We start from the raw sequence: 18,436 nt of genomic DNA, 5'->3' as shown, positions 1-18,436 counted from the left end.
GGTTCCCTGTCAGCGAAAGCCCGTCTGCGCGGGGTGAATGCCCACCCTCACACAGTAGCGGTTGACCGGGAAAAGCGCGTAGAAAAACTGCGCGCTTGTCGCTTTTGAGCAAGTGCGTCTACACCTTGAAGTGCAGGGCGTTGGTCAGGTCACCCATGGGTTTCTGGCCGCGCGCGGTCATGGCATCGTCACGCTGCTTGAGCCCGTCGAGGGTTTCCAGCTGGAACACCCGGGTGATCAGACGCAGGATCGACGCGGTGTCGTAGACGGTATGGTCCACCGTGCCCTTGCGCGCGAACGGCGAGACCACCAGTGCCGGAATCCGCGTGCCCGGGCCCCAACGATCGCCTTTTGGCGGTGCAACGTGGTCCCACCAGCCGCCGTTTTCATCGACGGTGACGATCACCACCATGTTCTTCCACTGCGGGCTTTCCTGCAGCACCTTCAAGGCGCGGGTGATATGTCGGTCGCCCGAAGCGACGTCGGCGTAACCGGCGTGCATATTCAGGTTGCCCTGGGGTTTGTAGAAGGTCACCGCAGGCAGCTTGCCGGCCTGGGCATCGGCGAAGAACTTGTTGGTGCTGGCGTCATCCCCCAGGCCGCCATCGCGCAGGCGTTTATTGCGCTCAGCCGGGTTTTCCGGGCCTTGCTGCTTGAAGTAGTTGAAGGGCTGGTGGTGGTACTGGAAGTTCGGAATCTTCGGAATGCCGCCCGAGTCCTTGAACTGATCCAGCGTTGCTTGCCACGCACCGGCGTACCAGGCCCAGTCGACGTTCTTTTTCGACAGTTTGTCGCCGATATGTTCGTGGGTTTGTGGCACCAGCACGTTAGGCAAGTCGGGCTTGGAGTAATCCGGGCGCTCGGGGTCGCGAATCCAGGTCGGCCAGTAAGGCGGGGCCAGGGTGTTCACGCCGAAACCGTCCGGGGTCAGTGCGCTGGGGCCGAATTGCGGCGGGCCGGTCATGGCGCTGGCCGGGGACTTGTCCAGAGGCTTGAGGCGCGGGTCGGTCGGGTCGTCGCTTTGCAGCGTGGCGATCTGTGCCTTGGCCACCGATTGCGCAGCGTTTGGGTACACCGGCGGGGTGGCACTGATCAGGTATTGGTGGTTGAGGAACGAGCCGCCAAACGCGCCCTGGAAGAAGTTATCGCAGAGCACAAACTCCTTCGCCACGTCCCACAAGCGCAGGGCGTAACGGCTCTGAGCGTAATGGCCCATCAGCAGGCCGCCGGAGTCGCCCCAGGCGACGAACGCATCGTTTTTACCGCCATTGATCTGCATCTGGTTCTGATAGAACACGTGCCACAAATCCCGGGTGACCAGGCTCAGGGGCTGGTCTTCGCCGTTCGGGCCCTTCAAGGCGTAGGGGGCGTTAGGCAGGTTTTCCTGGTATTGCACTTCGCTGGGGTAGGTCACGCCATCGACGGTCTGCGGGCCGATTTGCAACACGCCGCCCCAGGTCGGGGGCAGCGTGCTCAGCAGGCTGCCGTCACGGTCGCGTTGTTGATACTCAGCGGCGTTGAGGGCCGAGAGGGGTTTCTCGACCCCGGGGAAATCCGCAAACAGGTTGTTGAAGCTGCGGTTTTCGGCGTAGATCACCACCACGGTTTTAACCTGTTCCTGCAGGGCCTTGTCCAGCTCTTGCGGCGTCAGCGGGCGAGCCACCGGCTTGCCGGGTGCCTCGCTGGTATTGCCGCAGGCACTCAGGGTCGCACCCACGCCCAGCACGGCCGCGCCTCCCAGGAAGCGCCGCCGGCTGGTGTCGACTGGCGGTTTGGCTTCAATGTCTTGGGAAGGGCGGTCTTCGTGCTCGTCGCTCATTGCTGGGAGTTCCTGCTGGTTGAATGTTGCAAGATATTTCGCAGGACGGTAGCAATGCAATGTGACGGAACGAAGACAGTGCCTTGAACGCTACAGGCCACTCATAACAAGCGCAGTGCCAATTGGCTGCCGGCGCGCAAGTACTCTACCTGGGACGCCAGCGCATCCTTGACGATGGCTTCGCCCGTGTCAGTCAGCTTGGCTTTCTTGGCATCGATGACGCAGGACTGCAGCAGTTGCATGGCCACATCCATGGCTTTCTGGAACGCCGTCACGTTGTTGTGCAGGCCAAACTCCTTGATAACAGTGGCCATGCGGCAATCGGCATTGTCGCGCAGGCCCTGGTACTCAACGAACGACACGTTGCCGTCCTTGTAAATAGCATTGATCAACTCTTCCAGCGATTTGGATAGGGGCGTCATCGGATTTTCCTTGGGGGGTGTGAGGCGTTATCCGAATCAGGTTAATCAAAGGCGTTGGCGGCAGAAATCAGGGGTTGCCACCGTAGTGAGTGGGACAACCCCGACGCGTTTGATCAGAAAGGTTACTGGCAGCTGCCCTATGGCATCACCGGCGGCAAATATTTAAGCGTCGTGCCCAACGCCCACAGCAGGAACAACACCAGCGGCGTATGCACCAGCAGCTGCACAAACGAAAAACCGATCAAGTCCCGCGCCTTCAACCCCAGCACGCCCAGCAGCGGCAGCATATAGAACGGGTTGATCAGGTTCGGCAGCGCTTCGGCGGCGTTGTAGATCTGCACCGCCCAGCCCAGGTGATATTCCAGGTCATTGGCGACCTGCATCACGTACGGCGCCTCGATGATCCACTTGCCGCCGCCCGACGGGATGAAGAAGCCCAGCACCGCCGAGTACACGCCCATCAACAGCGCGTAGGTGTCGTGGGACGCGATCGAGGTGAAGAAGGTCGAGATATGGTGCGCCAGGGTCGCGCCGTCACTGCCTTTCACCACGGTCATCAGCGCGGCAATCGAGCCATATAGCGGGAACTGGATCAGCACCCCGGTGGTGGTGGGTACCGCACGGGCCACCGCATCGAGAAAACTGCGCGGACGCCAGTGCAGTAGGGCACCGACCATCAGGAACAGGAAGTTATAGGTGTTCAGCCCCGAGATCGCGCTGATCGCCGGTTTGGTCGAGAATTCATGGAACAACCAACCGGCGGCCAGCAACGCCAGCAGGATGGTCAGCAACGGGCTGTGCTCCAGCCACTCGCCCGGACGGGTCGGGGGTTGCGGCTTGGGCATGTTGAAGGCCGGGTCGATACCGCAAGCCTTGGCGTCACGGGCGGAGTTCGGCCCGGGCGCGGTGGCGTAGGCGATGATCAGCGACACCACGATCAGCGCCAGCAACAGCACGCCGGACTGCCACAGAAAGATGGTGTCGGTGAACGGGATCATCCCGGTGATCGACAGGATCGACGGCGGCAAACTGGCCGGGTTGGCCTGCAACTGCGCCGCCGACGACGACAGCCCCAGCGCCCAAACGGCACCCAGGCCGAGGTAGGCCGCAGCACCGGCCGCGCGGTAATCCATGCGCAAATCCGTACGCCGGGCCAGCGCACGCACCAGCAAACCACCGAACACCAGGGACAGGCCCCAGTTGAGCAACGAGGCGACCATCGAAATCAGCGCCACCCAGGCCACGGCAGAACGGCCGTTCTTCGGGATGCGCGCCAGGCGGTCGATCAATTTCACGGCGGGCGGGGAGCTGGCGACCACGTAACCGCCAATCACCACAAAGGCCATTTGCATGGTGAACGGGATCAAACTCCAGAAACCATCACCAAACGCCTTGGCGGCCTCGGTCGGCGCGGCGCCCATGCCCAGGGTCGCCACGGCGACAATGATCACGGCGAGGGCGGCAAACACCCAGGAGTCAGGGAACCAGCGCTCGGCGAAGTTTGAACAACGCAGGGCGAATCGGGCGTAGCGGCTGTCTTCGATAGCATCGGCCACGTTCAGTACCTCTATTTGTATTTATTATGGGGGCGGCAGTTTTGCTGCATGTTCCTCTACGGCTATTCATTTGGGAATGTAGTTATCTTCATTGATCAATGAGTAAAGCAAATATATCCGGCGAGATTGCCATCACCGGGCCCAGCTCATAACCTGCAGGCCATTTTGTTTGTCTGCCGAGCTTTTCCATGACTGCCACCTCTTATCCACAGGCGCAGCGTTTCTCCCGCTCCGACTACAAAACCCTGGGCCTGGCTGCCCTGGGCGGGGCCCTGGAAATCTACGACTTCATCATCTTCGTATTTTTCGCGCTGACCCTCAGCCAGTTGTTCTTCCCGCCGGAAATGCCCGAGTGGCTGCGTCTGCTGCAAAGCTTCGGCATCTTTGTCACCGGCTACCTCGCGCGCCCGCTGGGCGGAATCCTGATGGCACACTTCGCCGATCACCTGGGGCGCAAACGGGTGTTCAGCCTGAGCATCCTGATGATGGCGCTGCCGTGCCTGCTGATCGGCATCATGCCCACCTACGCACAAATCGGTTATTTCGCACCGTTGATCCTGCTGGCGCTGCGCATCCTCCAGGGTGCGGCAGTGGGCGGGGAAGTGCCCAGCGCCTGGGTGTTTGTCGCCGAACACGCTCCGGACAGCCATCGTGGTTATGCCCTGGGCTTCCTCCAGGCCGGGCTGACCTTCGGCTACCTGCTCGGCGCGCTGACGGCGACGCTGCTGGCGCAAGTCTTCACCCCGGCCGAAATCCTCGACTACGCCTGGCGCTTCCCGTTCCTGCTCGGCGGCGTGTTCGGCGTGATCGGTGTCTGGCTGCGGCGCTGGCTCAGCGAAACCCCGGTGTTCCTGCAAATGCAGGCCCGTCGCCAGGCCGGCGCCGAACTGCCGCTGCGTACCGTCCTGCGGGAACATCGCAGCGCGCTGCTGCCGGCGATGATCCTCACCTGCGTGCTCACCTCGGCCGTCGTCGTACTGGTGGTGATCACCCCGACCATGATGCAGAAAACCTTCGGCATGAGCCCCAGCCACACCTTCGCCCTGAGCGCGTTGGGCATCGTGTTCCTGAATATCGGTTGCGTGTTGGCCGGGCTGCTGGTGGACCGCATCGGCGCCTGGCGTGCGGTGTTGGTCTATAGCCTGCTGCTGCCGGTGGGGATTGCCGTGCTCTATGCGAGCCTGATTGCCGGTGGCGTGTGGCTGGGCGCAGCGTATGCAATTGCCGGCTTGAGTTGCGGGGTGGTGGGCGCGGTGCCGTCGGTGATGGTCAACCTGTTCCCGGCGCAGGTGCGGGTGTCGGGGATTTCCTTCACCTACAACATTGCCTATGCGCTGTGGGCGAGTACCACGCCGCTGATGTTGATCGCGTTGATGCCGACCAGCCCGTGGATCTGCGTGGGGTATTGCGTGGTGATGGGCGCGGTGGGCGCAGTGAGTGCGGCGCATTTTGGCAAGCGCCAACCTACCTGATCGTTCCCACGCTCTGCGTGGGAACGCCTCCCTGGACGCTCCGCGTCCGCTTGTGTGACGCGGAGCGTCACGGGATGCATTCCCACGCAGAGCGTGGGAACGATCATTACGTCAGGAAGTGCCACATCAGCAATGTGCCCACCAGGCCCACCACCGACACAATGGTCTGCAACACCGACCACACCCAGATCGTCTGCTTCAGCTGCAAGCCGAAGTATTCGCGCACCATCCAGAAGCCGGCATCGTTGACGTGGCAGAAGAACACCGAGCCGGCACCAATCGCCAGGGCGACCAGTGAGCTTTGCGTCGCCGCCAACCCCGCCATCATCGGCGCGAGGATGCCCGCCGTTGTCGTGGTGGCGACGGTCGCCGACCCCGTGGCCTGACGCAGCGCCACCGCAATCAACCAGGCCAGCAACAGGTACGGCATGTGCGCGCCTTCGGCCACCTTGCTGATGGTCTGGCTCACGCCGGCATCCAGCAGGGTTTGCTTCAACCCGCCACCGGCGCCGATGGTCAGCAGCAGCACCGCGATCGGCGCCAGCGCCTTGCGCAGGGTGTTGCCGACATCGGCCCGCGGCATGCCGCTGGCCCAGCCCAGGCAGATCACCGCGGCAATCACCGCCAGGCCCAGCGCGATCAACGGCTCACCGAGGAACTTCAAGGTCAGTGCCACCGGGCTTTCCGGCGACATGGCAACCTTGGCCAGGGTGCTGCCGAGCATCAGGATCACCGGCAACAGGATGATCAGCAGCGACACACCAAAACTCGGCTGGCGCGGCGCCTTGGGCGGAGCACTGAACAGCGCGCCAATGTCGGCCGGCTCATCCACGTGCATGCGCTTGGACAGCCAGTTGCCGTACAACGGACCGGCCAGAATCACGGCCGGCACTGCCAGGCAAAAGCCCAGCAACATGGTCAGGCCCAGGTCGGCGTGCAACGCGCTGACCGCAATCAGCGGCCCCGGATGCGGCGGCATCAAGGCGTGCAGGGTGGTCATCCCCGCCAGCGCCGGGATCGCGATTTTCAGCAGCGGCTGGTTCGAACGCTTGGCCATCACGAAGATGATCGGCACCATCATCACCAGGCCCACTTCGAAGAACAGCGGCAAGCCAATCACCATCGCCACCAGCGCCATCACCCAGGGCAACGACTTGCCCTTGCCCAACCCCAGCAGGGTGGTGGCGATACGGTCGGCAGCGCCGGACTCGGCCATCAACGCGCCGAGCATCGAGCCCAGGGCAATGATGATCCCGGCTTCACCGAGAATCGCCCCGGCGCCTTTGCTGAAGGCCTTGGCCACTTCTTCCGGCGGCAAGCCCGCGCCGACACCGGCGATAAACGTACCGATCAGGATCGACAGGAAGGGCGGCAGCTTGGTCGCGCTGATCAACACAATGATGCTGGCGATGGCCAGTAATACGCAGAACATGAGGCGGGTGTCGTGAACCATCCACGCGGCAGTCGATAACTCCAAAACGGGACTCCTTATCGAACAGGTTGGCTAATGTGTTTCTTTTTGTTTCCTGCTCGAAAAGCATACCTGATACAACGGTTCCAGAGCGTTCATGTTCAATTTTGGTGCGTATGGCTTAACGCTCAGCTGACGGCGAGATGACAATTTTGCAACTCGTGCCGGTGGTTTTGGCCTATAGCTCTATGATCAACCGGACGACCACCCACGAGGATATTTCATGAGCGCAGGACACAGCCACGCCCAGGTACGCGCCGGCCACGAACGGCTGTTATGGATCGCATTGGCACTGACCGGCAGCTTTATGATCGCCGAGGTGATCGGCGCCTTTATCACCGGCAGCCTGGCGCTGTTGTCCGATGCCGCGCACATGATGACCGACGCCCTGGCGCTAGGGATTTCCCTGGTGGCGATCCAGGTCGCCAAACGCGCCGCCGACCGCAAGCGCACCTTCGGCTATGCGCGTTTCGAGATCCTGGCGGCAGCGTTTAATGCGCTGCTGCTGTTCGGCGTGGCGTTCTACATCCTGTATGAGGCGTATCAACGCTTGCAGGCGCCCGCCGAGATCCAGTCCACCGGCATGCTGGTGATCGCGGTGCTGGGGCTGATCGTCAACCTGATTTCCATGCGCCTGCTGAGTGCGGCCAGCGGCGAAAGCCTGAATGTGAAGGGCGCTTACCTGGAAGTCTGGAGTGACATGCTCGGCTCCATCGGCGTGATCATCGCGGCGCTGGTGATCATGTACACCGGCTGGGGCTGGGTGGATTCGGTGGTGGCGGCAGCGATTGGCTTCTGGGTGTTGCCCCGCACTTGGACGCTGCTCAAGGAAAGCATGAACGTGCTGCTGCAAGGTGTGCCGGATGGCATTGATATCGACAAGGTGGAGCAGGCGATTCGCGGCGTTCCCGGGGTCAAGGACGTGCACGACCTGCATATCTGGGCCCTCACCAGCGGCAAAAATGTGCTGAGTACTCATCTGGTGGCGGATTCGGCGCAAGGCAGCGAGCAACAGATCCTCAGCCAGGTGACGGAGTTACTGCATGAACAATTCGATATTTCCCACGCCACGATCCAGATCGAGGGCGAAGGTTTTCAGCATGACGAGCACGACGAGGTGCATGCCTGACCGTCACTCACGGTCTTCCAGCACATAACCCACGCCGCGCAAGGTATGGATCAACTTGCGCTCGAACGGGTCATCGATCTTCGCCCGCAGGCGGCGGATCGACACTTCCACCACATTGGTGTCGCAATCAAAGTTCATGTCCCACACGAACGAGATAATTTGCGTGCGCGACAGCACCACGCCGCTCTGGCGCATCAGCAGGTGCAGCAGGGCGAACTCCTTGGTGGTCAGGTCGATGCGCTGCAAACCGCGAAACGCCCGGTGGCGGCCCTGATCCAATTCCAGGTCGGCCACCCGCAACACATCCGGCACCGGCGAATGCACGCTGCGGCGCATCAAGTTGCGCACCCGCGCGAGTAATTCGGGGAACTCAAACGGCTTGACCAGGTAATCATCGGCGCCCAGGTCCAGGCCCTTGATCCGGTCGGCGAGGCGGCCCTGGGCGGTCAGCATCATGATGCGGGTGCTGCTGTTCTGGCGGATGCGTTGCAGCACGTCCCAGCCATCCATCAACGGCAAATTCACGTCGAGCATCACCAGGTCGTAGGCGTGCTGGCGAGACAAATGCAGGCCGTCGGCGCCGGTGGCGGCACAGTCGACGATATAGCCACTTTCGCTCAATCCCTGATGCAGATAATCGGCGGTTTTAGGTTCGTCTTCGATAACCAGAATACGCATGTCGAGGATCCCGCTGGGCAGTGGAAAAGTTGCCCGGAGCTTAAAGCAAAAGCCCGCGCCAGAGCCGTTGCTAACGGATTTGTAATGTTCTGGCCACTCCTCTGATAAGTACCGAAAGTTACATTGCCCACCTGTTAATTCATGGGCATGGAACTCTTGTTATGCCAACTTTTGTCCGCACATTTATCGGCGCTTCGGTGCTGTTGCTGATGACGGTCCAGGGCGCAAACGCGCAAACCCTGACCCTCGAATCGGCCCTGCAAACCGCCTTCGCCAACAACCCCGACATGGCCGCTGCGCAGTGGGAAATCGACATCGCCCAAGGCGGTCGCCAGCAGGCCGGTTTGATCCCGAATCCGGTGGCCTCCTGGGATGCCGAAGACACCCGCCGCAACTCGCGCACCACCACCGTGAAACTGAGCCAAACCCTGGAACTGGGTGGCAAGCGCGGCGCCCGGATTGATGTCGCCACCCGTGCCCAGGAGGCGGCCGCACTCACCCTGGAACAGCGCCGCAACGGTCTGCGAGCGGAGGTCATCGACGGTTACTACGGTGCACTTCGCGCCCAGGAACGCCTCGACCTGGCCCAGCGCTCAGTGGCATTGGCCGAGCGCGGCCTGGTGGTGGCCAATGGTCGCGTCACCGCCGGCAAAACGTCCCCGGTGGAAGCCACCCGCGCCCAGGTGCAACTCTCGGAAATCCGCCTGGAATTCAACCGCGCGCAGATGGGCCTGACCGATGCCTACCGGCGTCTCGCCGCCAGTACTGGCGCGGCCAGCACCGATTTCCAGGCCGTCGCCACCCAAGCCCAGGCCGCCCCGGCATTACCGTCGCCCGCGCAGCTGCTGGCGCGCCTGGAACAGACCGCCGAACTGCGCCTGGCCGAGCTGCAAATCGTCCAAGGCGAAGCGGCCCTGGGCCTGGAAAAAGCCCAGCGCATTCCCGACCTCGACGTGTCCATCGGCAGCCAATACGACGCCAGCGTGCGCGAGCGGGTCAACGTGGTGGGCGTGTCGATGCCGATCCCGCTGTTCAACCGCAACCAGGGCAACGTGCTGGCCGCGAGTCGCCGTGCCGACCAGGCCCGCGACCTGCGCAACGCTGCCGAACTGCGCCTGCGCACCGAAACCCGCCAGGCCCTGGACCTTTGGCAAACCGCGAATACCGAAGTGCGCTCGTTCAACCAACAGATCCTGCCCGCCGCCCAAAGCGCGGTGGACAGCGCCACCCGCGGTTTCGAGATGGGCAAGTTCAACTTCCTCGACGTACTCGACGCCCAGCGCACCTTGATTGCGGCCCGCACCCAATACCTCGCGGCGACAGCCCAGGCCACCGAAGCCTGGGTGCGCATCGAACGGATTTACGGCGACCTCGCCCGGTTTTGATTTTTTCAGGAGCGTTCCATGAACAACAAACACAGGATGGCGCTGGCCGTTGCGCTGATGCTGGCGTGGCCGGCCATCAGCGGTGCGGCAGAGGCGGAAGAAGAAGGCAAGATCGAGCTGACCGAACAGCAGGTCCAGGCCGCCGGTATTCAACTGGCCCCGGCGCAATCCCGGCAGATCAGCACTGTGCTTTCGCTGCCGGGCGAGGTGCGTTTCGACGAAGACCGCACCTCCCACATCGTCCCGCGTGCTGCCGGCGTGGTGGAGTCGGTGAAGGTCAACCTCGGCCAATCGGTGAAGAAGGGCGAGCTGCTCGCGGTGATCGCCAGCCAGCAGATTTCCGATCAGCGCAGTGAACTGGCGGCCAGTGAGCGCCGGGTGGTACTGGCCCGCACCACCTTCCAGCGCGAGCGCCAGTTGTGGCAGGACAGGATCTCCGCCGAACAGGATTACCTGCTGGCGCGCCAGGCGCTGCAAGAGGCCGAAATCGCCCTGAACAATGCCCGGCAAAAGATGAACGCCCTGAGCGGCAGCGCTGTATTGGTCGGCGGCAATCGCTACGAACTGCGGGCGCCGTTCGACGGCGTGGTGGTGGAAAAACACCTGGGTGTCGGCGAGGTGGTGAGCGAGACCAGCAACGCATTCACCCTGTCGGACCTGTCCCAGGTGTGGGTCACCTTCGGCGTGTTCCCCAAGGATTTGAACAAGGTCCGGGTCGGCAAACCGGTGAAGGTCACGTCCTCGGAAATGGGCACCGAAGTACTTGGCACCGTGGCCTATGTCGGCAACTTGCTGGGGGAGCAGACCCGCACCGCCACCGTACGCGTCACGGTGCCGAACCCCGACGCTTCGTGGCGTCCAGGGCTGTTCGTTTCCGTGCAGGTCGCCACCGACACCTACCCGGCCAAGGTCACCGTCCCCCAGGAGGCGATCCAGACCGTCGAGGACAAACCCTCGGTGTTCGTGCGCACCAGCGACGGCTTCATGACCCGGCATATCGAACTGGGCGTCAGCGAAAACGGTTTCGTCGAAGTGCGCCAGGGCCTCGACGCCGGCGCGCAGGTGGCCACCGTCGGCAGCTTCATCCTCAAGTCCGAGTTGGGCAAGGCCTCGGCCGAGCACGCCCATTGATCCTGCGAGTGATTTCCCATGTTTGAGCGCCTTATCCAATTCGCCATCGAGCAGCGCATCATCGTGCTGCTGGCGGTGCTGTTGATGGCCGGTGTCGGTATCGCCAGCTATCAGAAATTGCCCATCGACGCCGTGCCGGATATCACCAACGTCCAGGTGCAGATCAACTCGGCGGCGGCGGGTTTTTCGCCGCTGGAAACCGAGCAGCGCATCACCTTTCCCATCGAGACCGCCATGGCCGGGCTGCCGGGCTTGCAGCAGACCCGCTCGCTGTCGCGCTCGGGCTTGTCCCAGGTCACGGTGATTTTCAAGGACGGCACCGACCTGTTCTTCGCCCGCCAGCTGGTCAACGAACGCTTGCAGGTGGCTCGCGAGCAACTGCCCGATGGCATCGAAAGCATGATGGGGCCGATCTCCACCGGGCTCGGGGAAATCTTCCTGTGGACCGTGGAGGCGAAAGACGGCGCGCGCAAGGCGGACGGCTCAGCCTATACGCCGACCGACCTGCGGGTGATCCAGGACTGGATCATCAAGCCGCAACTGCGCAACGTGCCGGGGGTGGCCGAGATCAACACCATCGGCGGCTTTGCCAAGGAATACCAGATCGCCCCGGACCCCAAGCGCCTGGCGGCCTACAACCTGACCTTGGGCGACCTGGTCACGGCGCTGGAGCGCAACAACGCCAACGTCGGCGCCGGCTACATCGAGCGCAGCGGCGAGCAATTGCTGATCCGTGCGCCGGGGCAAGTCGCGTCCATCGACGACATTGCCAACATCGTCATCACCACTTCCGACGGTACGCCGATTCGGGTGCGCAACGTCGCCCAGGTCGACATTGGCCGCGAGCTGCGTACCGGTGCCGCCACGGAGAATGGCCGCGAAGTGGTGCTGGGCACGGTGTTCATGTTGATCGGCGAAAACAGCCGCACGGTGTCCCTGGCGGTCGCGAAAAAACTCGAAGAGATCAACCGTTCGCTGCCTGAAGGTGTGGTGGCCGTCACCGTCTACGACCGCACCAACCTGGTGGAAAAAGCCATCAGCACCGTGAAGAAAAACCTCTTCGAAGGGGCGCTGCTGGTGGTGGCGGTGCTGTTTCTGTTCCTCGGCAATATCCGCGCTGCGCTGATCACCGCGATGGTGATTCCCCTGGCCATGTTGTTCACCTTTACCGGGATGTTTACCAACAAGGTCAGCGCCAACCTGATGAGCCTCGGCGCGCTGGATTTCGGGATTATCGTGGATGGCGCGGTGGTGATCGTCGAAAACGCCATCCGCCGCCTGGCCCACGCCCAGCAGCGCCACGGGCGATTGCTGACCCGCAGCGAGCGCCTGCATGAAGTGTTCGCGGCGGCCAAGGAAGCGCGGCGCGCGCTGATCTTCGGGCAACTGATCATCATGGTGGTGTACCTGCCGATCTTCGCCCTCACCGGGGTCGCCGGGAAGATGTTCCACCCGATGGCGTTCACCGTGGTGATCGCGCTGCTGGGGGCGATGATTCTGTCCGTGACCTTCGTGCCGGCGGCCATTGCACTGTTCGTCACCGGCAAGGTCAAGGAAGAGGAAAACCTGGTGATGCGCAGCGCACGCCGTGTCTACGCGCCGGTGCTGGATTGGGTGATGGCGCGCCGGCCGCTGGTGTTCGGCCTGGCGGTGCTGGCCATCGTTGCGTCTGGGCTGGTGGCCAGTCGCATGGGCAGCGAATTTATCCCCAGCCTCAGCGAGGGTGATTTCGCCCAACAAGCGTTGCGGGTGCCGGGCACCAGCCTGACGCAGTCGGTACAGATGCAGCAGCAACTGGAAAAGACCTTGATGGCCGAGGTGCCGGAAATCGAGCGGGTATTCGCCCGCACCGGCACCGCGGAAATCGCCTCCGACCCGATGCCACCGAACATCTCCGACAGCTACGTGATGCTCAAGCCCAAGGACCAGTGGCCCGACCCGAAGAAGTCCCGCGAGGCAATCATCGCCGACATCCAGCGCGCCAGTGCGATTGTGCCGGGCAGCGTGTATGAACTGTCGCAACCGATCCAGCTGCGCTTCAACGAACTGATTTCCGGCGTGCGCAGTGACGTGGCGGTGAAGGTGTTTGGTGACGACATGGCGGTGCTCAACAAGACCGCCGGGGAAATCGCCGAGACCTTGCAAACCCTCAAGGGCGCCTCGGAAGTGAAGGTGGAACAGACCTCCGGCCTGCCGGTGCTGACCATCAATATCGACCGCGACAAGGCCGCGCGTTTCGGCCTGAACGTGGGCGATGTGCAAGACACGATCGCCGTCGCCGTGGGTGGGCGCCAGGCCGGGACGATGTACGAAGGCGACCGGCGTTTTGACATGGTCGTGCGTTTGTCGGACGCGCTGCGCACCGATATCGAAGGCCTGTCGCGGCTGTTGATTCCGATCCCGGCGCTGGCGAATAACGCGGCGGGGCAGTTGGGTTTTATCGCGCTGTCGGAAGTCGCCAGCCTGGACCTGGTACTCGGCCCCAACCAGATCAGCCGCGAAAACGGCAAGCGCCTGGTGATCGTCAGCGCCAACGTGCGTGGGCGCGATATCGGCTCGTTTGTCGAGGAAGCCGGGACGGCCATCGACACTCAGGTGAAAATCCCCGCGGGCTACTGGACCACCTGGGGCGGCCAGTTCGAGCAGTTGAAGGAGGCCTCCGAGCGCTTGCGCATCGTGGTGCCGGTGGCGTTGCTGCTGGTGTTCGGGTTGCTGTTCATGATGTTCAACAACCTCAAGGACGGGCTGCTGGTGTTCACCGGGATTCCCTTCGCGTTGACCGGCGGGATCATGGCGCTGTGGCTGCGGGACATTCCGTTGTCGATCTCGGCGGGCGTGGGTTTTATCGCGCTGTCGGGGGTGGCGGTGCTGAACGGGTTGGTGATGATTGCGTTCATTCGCAACCTGCGGGAAGAGGGGCGCTCATTGTCGGTGGCCATCAACGAAGGCGCCCTGACGCGCTTGCGCCCGGTGTTGATGACGGCGTTGGTGGCGTCGCTGGGGTTTATCCCCATGGCCCTGGCCACCGGCACCGGCGCCGAAGTACAGCGCCCGTTGGCGACGGTGGTGATTGGCGGGATTATTTCGTCGACGCTGCTGACCCTGCTGGTATTGCCGGCGCTGTATCACTGGGCGCACCGGCGTGAAGAACAGGAAGACCGCCTGATGCCTGACCAATAACCTGTGGTGAGGGAGCAAGCTCCCTCACCACAATGGGTTATTGGCAGATAGCGTTGGTATGAAGGGGAAACACCAACCGAAACACAGTGAAATCTCCGGGCTCGCTGCTGACTTCTGCCCGGCCTTGATGCAGGGTCATGATCGACCGCACGATGGCCAGCCCCAGCCCGGTCCCCCCTTCGGAGCGGGCGCGGCTGCTGTCGACGCGGTAGAAACGCTCGAACAGGTTCGGCAGGTGGTGCGCTTCAATCCCCGGGCCCGGGTTGCCCACCGACAGCGAGACTTGCTGCCCGTGGGTTTCCACCTGCAACGACACCGTGGAAGCGTGTGGCGTATGACGGATGGCATTGGACAACAAGTTGGAAATCGCCCGCTGAATCATCAGGCGATCGCCATGCACCGAGGCATCACCGTGAAGGCTCAGGCTCAGTTGCTTGTCTTCGGCACTCAACGCAAACAGTTCCATCACCCGGCGTGCTTCAGCGGCCAGGGACACGGGCGCAAACGAAACCCGCGCCGCCGGGTGGCTGACCTGTGCCAGGAACAGCATGTCGGAAACGATCCGCGCCAGCCGCTCCATTTCTTCGGTGCTGGATTCCAGCACCGCCTTGTACTCCTCGGGCGGGCGCTCCCGGGACAACGTCACCTGGGCCTTGCCCATCAAGTTGGTCAGCGGTGCGCGCAGCTCGTGGGCCAGGTCATCGGAGAACTGCGACAGCTGCTGCACACCGCCATCCAGGCGCTGCAGCATGAAGTTGATGCCCTGCGCCAACTCGCCCAACTCGTTGGGCAAATTATCCACAGCCAGGCGGTGGGTCAGATCCTGTGTGGTGACCTTGGCCGCGACGCGGCTGAACTGTTGCAGCGGTGCGAGCCCGCGTTGCACCACCCACCACGCGCCGATGCCGATCAGCAGCAACAGCAGCGGCAGGGCGATCACCGTGGAACGCAGGTAAGCACTGAGCAATGCCTGATCGTCCATGCGGTCCAGGGACAGCAGCACCCGCACGCGTTCGCCGCTGGACAGGCGCATCAGGCTGGAGGCGCTGAGCACCTGGTTACCGTTGCTGTCGTCCCAGTTCAGGTAACCGAGGGTCTGGCGTGGTGCGAAGTCGGTCAGCAACGGTTCCTGTGGCTTGGCACCGACGCTCAGCAGCACCGCTTCATCGGGTGCGGTGCCGACGATGGTCAGGTAGAAATTGTCATGCCCCATCACCAGGTCCATCAGCGAATGCGGGCGGGCCTTTATGTCGCGGGTGTCCAGGCCGAGGGCTAGGCTGTGCTGGATCTGCTCCATCTTGCTTTCCAGGCCCTTGCGCGCCAGTTTCTCAAGCTCGTGGGTCAGCGCCAGGTAGGCCAGTGTCGCGAGCAGCACCACCAGGCCCGCGCCCATCAGGCTCACCGTCAGCCCGAGGCGCATCGACAGGCTGCTGGCTTTCATTGGCGGGCCTCCAGCACATAGCCCACGCCGCGAATGGTATGGATCAGCTTGACGTCACTCTGGTCATCGACCTTGGCCCGCAGGCGGCTGATGGAGACCTCCACCACGTTGGTGTCGCAGTCGAAATTCATGTCCCACACCAGGGAAATAATCTGCGTGCGGGTCAGCACTTCGCCGGACTGACGCATCAGCACATGCAGCAGCGCGAACTCCTTGGTGGTCAGGTCAATGCGCCGGGTGCCGCGATAGGCGCGGTGGCGGCGCGGGTCCAGTTCAAGGTCCGACACGCGGAAGACTTCCGGCACCGGTATGTGCTCGCTGCGGCGCAACAGCGTGCGCACCCGGGCCAGCAATTCGGGGAATTCGAAGGGTTTGACCAGGTAATCATCGGCGCCCATGTCCAGGCCCTTGATCTTGTCAGTCAGCCGGCCACGGGCTGTGAGCATCATCACCCGTTGGTTGCTGTCGCGGCGCAGTTGCTCAAGCACTTCCCAGCCGTCCTTGGCCGGCAGGTTTACATCGAGAATCACCAGTTCATAAGCGTGTTGCCCGGCCAGGTGCAGGCCGTCCACGCCGCTGGCGGCGCAGTCGACCACGTAACCGCTTTCGGTCAGGCCCTGCTGCAGGTAGGCGGCGGTTTTTTGCTCGTCCTCAACCACAAGGATACGCATGGGGGTTTACCTTTTACTGATAGAGAGAGACTGAAATTCGAATTTTCCGAAGCCTGAAGGCTGAAGTAGCTACAGGGTCAATCAGCCAGTTTGTGACTGGTTGTTGCGTTGCAGAACGGGCGGGCAAAAAAAACGCCCCATCCGGGGCGTTAAAAATTCATCTCTTTCCAAAGGAGCTACACAAAAGCTTCAGAGATGAATGTGCTCGGTGTGCGCCGTTCAGATCGACTGCTTCTGTGCGTCGGCGGGCGCGGTCTCGGCCACGGACTGTTCACCGTGGACCTGCTGCTGTTGCTGGCGGAACTCGGCGAGGAACTGCCGGGAGCGGTCGGCGCCGTCGTCGGCGAATGCGAGGGTGGAAGTGGCGCCGAGAAAACTGATCAATAACAGGTGGGATGGCTTCATGACGTGTCTCCAAATAAGGCGTGTGCCGTTAGTTGTGACCAGTATATGAAGCGCAACTTAACGAGAAGGTGAGGCGCATATTACAGTTCTGACAGGCTTCAATTTGTGAACAGATGTTAGTCAACGGCAAATGAATGTAAGCATTTGCCGTTGTGTTCATTTACAGAATTGCCAATGGGTATTCGACAATCAACCGAACTTCTTCCAAGTCCGACTCAAAGGCACTTGAGCGAACGGTCGCCTGGCGCAAACGCAGCGACAGGTCTTTCAAGTTACCGCCCTGCACCACGTACTTCGCCTCGATATCCCGCTCCCAGCGGCGTTGATCGGTCAGCGGGTCGCCGGCCGCGTCACGGCGCATGTACACGCTGTTGGCGTTGCTATAGTCGGCGCCGGTACCTTTGCCATAGCGGGTCATGAAGGTCAGGCCAGGAATGCCGAAGGCCTGCATGTCGAGGTTATAGGCGAGCATCCACGAGCGTTCCCTGGGCGAGTTGAAGTCGCTGTACTGGATCGAGTTGTTGAGGAAGATCGAGTCCGACATGCGCAGGTAGTCAAAGTCGTCATCGCCGTTGTTGCGCTGGTGCGACAGGGCCAGGCTGTGGGCGCCGACCTTGACCCCGAGCCTGGCGCTCCAGATGTTGTTATCGAACTCGCCAAGGCGTTTCTTGCCCTCGTCCACGGCCTTGTAGTAGTTGAAGTCGCCAAACAGCGACACGTCATCGTTCAGCGGGTAGCTGGCGGCGCTGCCGAAGTAGTACTGGTCCCAGGCATCCTTCAGGCGGCTGGTGTACAGGCTGACGCTGAGGTGTTTGTTCACCTGGTAGTCGCCGCCGGCATAGCCGATCCAGGGGGAATCCACCTTGCCCGCATAAAACGTCGCGAAGCCTTTATCCATGCCGCTTTGGGTGGGCTGGCTCATGCCGCTCAAGTGCCCGGCCTGCAAGCTCAAGCCGTCAATGCTGGTGTTTTGCGCGGTGACGCCACGGAAGCTTTCCGGCAACACCCGCGAGTCGCCGTAGGCCACCACCGGGGTCAGCGGGAACACGTCACCGGCCTTGATCACGGTATCCAGCAGGCGCACTTTTACCGCGCCGCCGAGCTTGCTGTAGCCGTCCTCGGGGTGGTTGTCGCTGTCTACCGGCAGTACGCCGAACGAGCCCTTGCCGCCGCTGCGACCGGTGCCGGAGTCGAGTTTCAGACCATACATCGCAAACGCATCGAGGCCGAAACCCACCGGACCCTGAGTGAATCCGGATTCGAACTTGCCGATAAAACCCTGGGCCCAGGCTTCGGAATAGCCATTGCCGGTGGGGCTCGACTGGCCCTTGCGGTCATCGCGGTTGAAGTAGAAGTTGCGGGCCAGCACGTTCAAGTTACTGCCTTCGATAAACCCTTCGGGTTTTTCTTCCACGGCCATGCCTGACAGCGGGGTGAGCCCCGCCAGGGCGGCAATCATGGAGAGTGAAAATGTGCGGTTAGTGCTCATGTAGCGCTCCTCGGTAGTGGCAGCTATCAGCTTCTTATCGATGGGGCATTCTTGTTGTGATGGTGCCCGGGCAGATAGTTGCAAACGCGAGATAACGGCGAGGTGGCGCACAGATTACAATTTTGGAATTTCAATAAAACATAACGGATAAGTAATCTTTCGGTGAACTTTGCGACAGGCTTGGTTA

14 protein-coding genes are annotated in these 18,436 nt (G+C 62.2%); 5 read left to right on the top strand and 9 right to left on the bottom strand.

The annotated features are described in order from the left end of the window. Positions 1–118 precede the first annotated feature (118 nt). The 3 genes from acpA to HX805_RS18535 form a co-directional block, all read right to left on the bottom strand. On the bottom strand, positions 119–1,819 hold the full coding sequence (gene acpA / locus HX805_RS18545) for an acid phosphatase (protein WP_177081276.1): 1,701 nt from the start codon (positions 1,817–1,819) through the stop codon (positions 119–121). Positions 1,820–1,920: 101 nt separating this feature from the next. Continuing rightward, on the bottom strand, positions 1,921–2,241 hold the full coding sequence (locus HX805_RS18540; protein ID WP_010177091.1) for a hypothetical protein: 321 nt from the start codon (positions 2,239–2,241) through the stop codon (positions 1,921–1,923). 137 nt (positions 2,242–2,378) lie between these two features. Beyond that, complete coding sequence (locus HX805_RS18535; protein ID WP_008437512.1) at positions 2,379–3,797, bottom strand: short-chain fatty acid transporter; 1,419 nt, start codon at positions 3,795–3,797, stop codon at positions 2,379–2,381. A gap of 188 nt (positions 3,798–3,985) precedes the next feature. On the opposite strand from HX805_RS18535, the gene HX805_RS18530 reads away from it, so the two are divergent. Continuing rightward, complete coding sequence (locus tag HX805_RS18530) at positions 3,986–5,269, top strand: MFS transporter (protein WP_177081278.1); 1,284 nt, start codon at positions 3,986–3,988, stop codon at positions 5,267–5,269. A gap of 106 nt (positions 5,270–5,375) precedes the next feature. Here HX805_RS18530 and HX805_RS18525 read toward each other — a convergent pair whose 3' ends face one another. Beyond that, a complete protein-coding gene (locus HX805_RS18525; protein ID WP_008437508.1) occupies positions 5,376–6,746 on the bottom strand; it encodes a gluconate:H+ symporter in 1,371 nt (456 codons plus the stop codon). 217 nt (positions 6,747–6,963) lie between these two features. Here HX805_RS18525 and HX805_RS18520 point away from each other — a divergent pair, with 217 nt between their 5' ends. Continuing rightward, positions 6,964–7,869 (top strand): cation diffusion facilitator family transporter, encoded by a 906-nt coding sequence (locus HX805_RS18520; protein ID WP_003214407.1) that lies wholly within the window; start codon positions 6,964–6,966, stop codon positions 7,867–7,869. A gap of 3 nt (positions 7,870–7,872) precedes the next feature. Here the strand turns inward: HX805_RS18520 and HX805_RS18515 are convergent, their stop codons facing one another. Beyond that, on the bottom strand, positions 7,873–8,547 hold the full coding sequence (locus HX805_RS18515; protein ID WP_102604739.1) for a heavy metal response regulator transcription factor: 675 nt from the start codon (positions 8,545–8,547) through the stop codon (positions 7,873–7,875). A 161-nt stretch (positions 8,548–8,708) separates the two neighbouring features. Here HX805_RS18515 and HX805_RS18510 point away from each other — a divergent pair, with 161 nt between their 5' ends. The 3 genes from HX805_RS18510 to HX805_RS18500 are packed head-to-tail and all read left to right on the top strand — an operon-like array spanning position 8,709 to position 14,243. Then, positions 8,709–9,932 (top strand): TolC family protein, encoded by a 1,224-nt coding sequence (locus HX805_RS18510; protein ID WP_003214410.1) that lies wholly within the window; start codon positions 8,709–8,711, stop codon positions 9,930–9,932. An 18-nt stretch (positions 9,933–9,950) separates the two neighbouring features. Continuing rightward, positions 9,951–11,063, top strand: coding sequence for an efflux RND transporter periplasmic adaptor subunit (locus tag HX805_RS18505; protein WP_003214413.1), 1,113 nt, complete (start codon positions 9,951–9,953; stop codon positions 11,061–11,063). 18 nt (positions 11,064–11,081) lie between these two features. Next, positions 11,082–14,243, top strand: coding sequence for a CusA/CzcA family heavy metal efflux RND transporter (locus tag HX805_RS18500; protein ID WP_177081280.1), 3,162 nt, complete (start codon positions 11,082–11,084; stop codon positions 14,241–14,243). Positions 14,244–14,280: 37 nt separating this feature from the next. On the opposite strand, the gene HX805_RS18495 is transcribed toward HX805_RS18500, so the two are convergent. From HX805_RS18495 to HX805_RS18480, 4 genes are all read right to left on the bottom strand, one after another. After that, positions 14,281–15,684: a heavy metal sensor histidine kinase gene (locus HX805_RS18495; RefSeq protein WP_177020529.1), complete on the bottom strand. Its 1,404-nt coding sequence runs from the start codon at positions 15,682–15,684 to the stop codon at positions 14,281–14,283. Further along, entirely contained in the window at positions 15,681–16,355 is a 675-nt protein-coding gene (locus HX805_RS18490; protein WP_003214417.1) for a heavy metal response regulator transcription factor, read from the bottom strand. Before HX805_RS18490 ends, HX805_RS18495 begins: the two co-directional genes overlap by 4 nt. Positions 16,356–16,574: 219 nt before the next feature. Continuing rightward, positions 16,575–16,760 carry a hypothetical protein gene (locus tag HX805_RS18485; RefSeq protein ID WP_008437498.1) on the bottom strand — a complete coding sequence of 62 codons (186 nt, stop codon included), beginning with the start codon at positions 16,758–16,760 and terminating at the stop codon, positions 16,575–16,577. Positions 16,761–16,920: 160 nt separating this feature from the next. Continuing rightward, positions 16,921–18,249 (bottom strand): OprD family porin, encoded by a 1,329-nt coding sequence (locus HX805_RS18480; protein ID WP_177081281.1) that lies wholly within the window; start codon positions 18,247–18,249, stop codon positions 16,921–16,923. Between the last annotated feature and the right edge of the window lie 187 nt (positions 18,250–18,436).

Origin of the sequence: Pseudomonas sp. G5001, from assembly GCF_013385475.1 — a bacterium.
In the GTDB taxonomy this organism is placed as follows: domain Bacteria; phylum Pseudomonadota; class Gammaproteobacteria; order Pseudomonadales; family Pseudomonadaceae; genus Aquipseudomonas.
The sequence above is the reverse complement of the archived record's forward strand: the minus strand, read 5'-3'. Positions and strand labels throughout refer to the sequence as shown.

What these genes read in the sequence shown, in the direction of transcription:
- acpA (WP_177081276.1), bottom strand. Translation starts at nt 1,819, where the DNA reads ATGAGCGACGAGCACGAAGACCGCCCTTCCCAAGACATTGAAGCCAAA.
- HX805_RS18540 (WP_010177091.1), bottom strand. Translation starts at nt 2,241, where the DNA reads ATGACGCCCCTATCCAAATCGCTGGAAGAGTTGATCAATGCTATTTAC.
- HX805_RS18530 (WP_177081278.1), top strand. Translation starts at nt 3,986, where the DNA reads ATGACTGCCACCTCTTATCCACAGGCGCAGCGTTTCTCCCGCTCCGAC.
- HX805_RS18520 (WP_003214407.1), top strand. Translation starts at nt 6,964, where the DNA reads ATGAGCGCAGGACACAGCCACGCCCAGGTACGCGCCGGCCACGAACGG.
- HX805_RS18515 (WP_102604739.1), bottom strand. Translation starts at nt 8,547, where the DNA reads ATGCGTATTCTGGTTATCGAAGACGAACCTAAAACCGCCGATTATCTG.
- HX805_RS18510 (WP_003214410.1), top strand. Translation starts at nt 8,709, where the DNA reads ATGCCAACTTTTGTCCGCACATTTATCGGCGCTTCGGTGCTGTTGCTG.
- HX805_RS18505 (WP_003214413.1), top strand. Translation starts at nt 9,951, where the DNA reads ATGAACAACAAACACAGGATGGCGCTGGCCGTTGCGCTGATGCTGGCG.
- HX805_RS18500 (WP_177081280.1), top strand. Translation starts at nt 11,082, where the DNA reads ATGTTTGAGCGCCTTATCCAATTCGCCATCGAGCAGCGCATCATCGTG.
- HX805_RS18495 (WP_177020529.1), bottom strand. Translation starts at nt 15,684, where the DNA reads ATGAAAGCCAGCAGCCTGTCGATGCGCCTCGGGCTGACGGTGAGCCTG.
- HX805_RS18490 (WP_003214417.1), bottom strand. Translation starts at nt 16,355, where the DNA reads ATGCGTATCCTTGTGGTTGAGGACGAGCAAAAAACCGCCGCCTACCTG.
- HX805_RS18485 (WP_008437498.1), bottom strand. Translation starts at nt 16,760, where the DNA reads ATGAAGCCATCCCACCTGTTATTGATCAGTTTTCTCGGCGCCACTTCC.
- HX805_RS18480 (WP_177081281.1), bottom strand. Translation starts at nt 18,249, where the DNA reads ATGAGCACTAACCGCACATTTTCACTCTCCATGATTGCCGCCCTGGCG.